This window comes from Sphingomonas hankookensis, assembly GCF_001619955.1.
GTDB lineage: Bacteria > Pseudomonadota > Alphaproteobacteria > Sphingomonadales > Sphingomonadaceae > Sphingomonas > Sphingomonas hankookensis_A.
The window spans coordinates 1-1,668 of record NZ_LQQO01000042.1; the positions used below are offsets into that span (position 1 = coordinate 1).

At 66.8% G+C, this 1,668-nt stretch carries 1 protein-coding gene; it reads left to right on the plus strand.

The window, feature by feature from the left end; genetic code table 11:
* Positions 1-85: 85 nt before the first annotated feature.
* Complete coding sequence (locus tag AVT10_RS14580; protein WP_174435570.1) at positions 86-1,243, plus strand: IS110 family transposase; 1,158 nt, start codon at positions 86-88, stop codon at positions 1,241-1,243.
* Positions 1,244-1,668: the final 425 nt, after the last annotated feature.

Consider the following 1,668-nt stretch of genomic DNA (forward strand, 5'->3'; position numbering starts at 1 on the left):
GAAAAAAGATCCCATGGGCGCGGGCTGGCGCCGGTTGAGGCAGACTGACCTTCCCGCTTTGTCGTGAAGGAGGTTGCCCGTGCCCGTGTCCGTCTCATGCCATGCCGCCGTCAGCACGCAGCTGAACGCAATCTTCGTGTCGCTGGAGCTGAGCCGCTCCACCTGGCTGGTGACGTCGCTGTCGCCGGGTCGCGGCGAGCGGATCTCGCGGCATCAGGTGAAGGGCAGCGACGTGCCGGCACTCCTGGAGCGGTTCGCGCAGTTACAGGCGAAGGCGCGGGAGCGGACAGGCGAGCAGTACCCGTTGGTCGTCATCCAGGAGGCGGGCCTCGACGGCTTCTGGATACACCGCTGCCTGGTGCGCGAGGGTATCGAGAGCTACGTCGTCGACGCCGCCTCGATTGCCGCTTCACGACGCAGCCGGCGCGCCAAGACGGACAAGCTCGACGGCGAGGCGCTGGTCCGCACGCTGCTGGCCTACAAGCGCGGGGAGCCGCGGGTGTGTGCGATGGTGGCGGTGCCGAGCGTCGAGGACGAGGACCGGCGACGCATCTCGCGCGAGCGGCGGGCTTTGGTCGTGGAGCGGGTGCGGCACGTCAACCGCATCAAGGGCCTGCTGTTCGCGCAAGGGGTCGGCGACTACGAGCCACTGCGCGCCGACCGGCGGGCGCGGCTGGACGAACTGGTGACCGGCGATGGACGACCGCTGCCCCGGCATGTTCGCCGCGAGATCGAGCGCGAGCTGGACCGGCTGGAGATGGTCGTCGGCCAGATCAAGCAGGTCGAAGCCGAGCGCGACGCGCTGCTCGAGCCGCGGTCGGATGCCGCCGGTGAGGCGGACACTGGTCCCCGGCTCATCCAGTTGCGCGGCATCGGTCCTGAGTTCGCCGGCGTGCTGCACGCAGAAGCGTTCTTCCGCAGCTTCAGCAATCGACGACAGGTCGCCGCCTATGCCGGGCTGGCCCCATCACCGTGGCAAAGCGGCAGCATGGACCGGGAGCAGGGCGTGTCCAAGGCGGGCAACAAGCGGTTGCGAACGACCATGATCCAGGTCGCCTGGCTGTGGCTGCGTCATCAGCCGGACTCGGAGCTGACGAAGTGGTACGCGGAGCGGGTGGGCGCGAACGGTGGTCGCGCGCGGCGGGTCATGATCGTGGCAGTCGCACGCAAGCTGCTGATCGCGCTGTGGCAGTTCGTCTCGGCCGGCGTGGTGCCCGCAGGCGCGCTGCTGAAGGCCGCATGAGCACGTAACCCGATACGAGTTCCCGCAGGGCATCGTCCCTGCCGGATCCAGGTGGACGGACCGGAGGTCCCTGTTGGCTTCAGATGCCGAAAAAAAGGTTGGTCCCGTCTCCTGAGCCAGACCCGACGCAAGCGGGATTGTGGTGCAGCCGCGCACGAGCGGCGACCGGATGTGAGGTTAGAGCGGACCGGTCACCGGGACGCTTGTTGCAACAGGCTCAGGCCAGTGATCCAAAAATTGAGGAGGACGACCATGGCCTGACGCTCTGACCATTCCTGACGATTGATCTGGAATGGCGACGACAAAGCGATAAGCTGGCGTCATGTACGCCGCACGAGCCAAGCGCACCTATCCTTCAATTTGGCGGGTGATCCTCGCCTTTGTAGTGGTCCCGGGCGCAGCCGCCTTGTTGATGGCTATTGCTA